This is a genomic window from Lapidilactobacillus concavus DSM 17758 (genome assembly GCF_001435835.1).
GTDB classification, from domain to species: domain Bacteria; phylum Bacillota; class Bacilli; order Lactobacillales; family Lactobacillaceae; genus Lapidilactobacillus; species Lapidilactobacillus concavus.
Window position 1 is genome coordinate 1 of record NZ_AZFX01000013.1, and the last position, 1,381, is coordinate 1,381.

The 1,381-nt window shown below is 40.9% G+C and carries 1 protein-coding gene; it reads right to left on the reverse strand.

The window, feature by feature from the left end:
- Positions 1-305: 305 nt before the first annotated feature.
- On the reverse strand, positions 306-1,211 hold the full coding sequence (locus FC15_RS02245; RefSeq protein ID WP_057823583.1) for an alpha/beta hydrolase: 906 nt from the start codon (positions 1,209-1,211) through the stop codon (positions 306-308).
- Between the last annotated feature and the right edge of the window lie 170 nt (positions 1,212-1,381).

Sequence of the window (1,381 nt, forward strand, 5' to 3'; positions counted from 1 at the left end):
AGATACATATTATATGTACGAAGGCATTTCATTTACACAAGATTCTTGACGCTACCAAATACTTCGGCAGAGCTCATAATGGCTTTAAGCAGTGCCAAGATACTTTAGAATCAATGTTTTAAGCTAGACAAAATGATACGAAGAAGTCTTCTTGTTATTTACACAAACTTCTTGACACTCCCCATTAAAGGAAGCTGATCTTTTTTGTCCGAACAGCGTTCGGATTAATTTTACAATCTACCAAATAAAGACCGGGGAGTGCAATAATCCCGGTCTTTTTGTTTACTTAGTTTTCGAAGATCACCTTATTTTTCTACAAACAAACTTCTGAAAAATTCTCCCTGTTGCTGATTAGCTTTAGCTGCCACGGCATCACGTTGATTCAATTGAAAAACGTGTTCGCGCGGATCACTTTCCGTACCGAAACTGGCAAATCGATGTGCCAGGTGATGGTCCAATAGAAATTGATCAAAGCGCACGCCCTCATCATGTAAAAAGTCATGATTGGCGGTCATTACAAAAACTGGTGGAAAATCAGGCGTCACATAGTTTTCTGTATGCAGTTCCTGATCATATTTCTGCATCATTTCTGGTGTAAAATAAGCGCTCATCAAACTGTCCGGTGTTATGGCACCAGGACGTTTTACAAAATAAAAGCCACTATTCAGTGCGCCACCTCGGACAACAAGTTGCCCACTAGAGACTAATCCCAGCGCCTTACGATATTTAGGATTCGCATATGCTGTCAAATACTGATAGGCGAGCGTGCCACCCGCACTATCGCCAATGATGAAAACATTATTTGTATCTAAATGATAGTCTTGCCCGTGATCAGCAACCCATTTTGCGACGAGTGCCGTATCTTTCAGTGCGCCTAGAAAAATGGTTTGAGGTGCCAGCCGATAATTGAAATTAACAACGCCAAATCCATGTCTTGCCCAACCAAGGCAGTAATGCTGATAAAGCTCTTTGGACCCGTATACGTTCCCCCCACCATGAATATCGATAATGGTAGGCACACTTTGTGTCACATCTTTAGGTGTATAAACATCTAACAAATTTTCTTCACCAGCTGGACCATAACTGATGTTGTCATATCGTTTGACATCCGGAAACTCCGTTGGTAGTCCTGCATCTCGTTTCTCATCTGAAGCGCGCATCTGATCTGTTGTGCGTTTAATATCGTCTAGTACTGCTTGTGTCACTTTCATTATGAATTTCCCCTTTACGTTCAAAATTGAAACTCACGGGCCTAATTAAGGTGTCAATCGTCTCTGGTTGTGTCATACACCTTTAATGTAAGCCTTACCAAAGAAATGTCAAATCTGCTCCTATCCTAGTATTTGGTACATAAATTTCTGAACAGTTGTGCCATAATTAA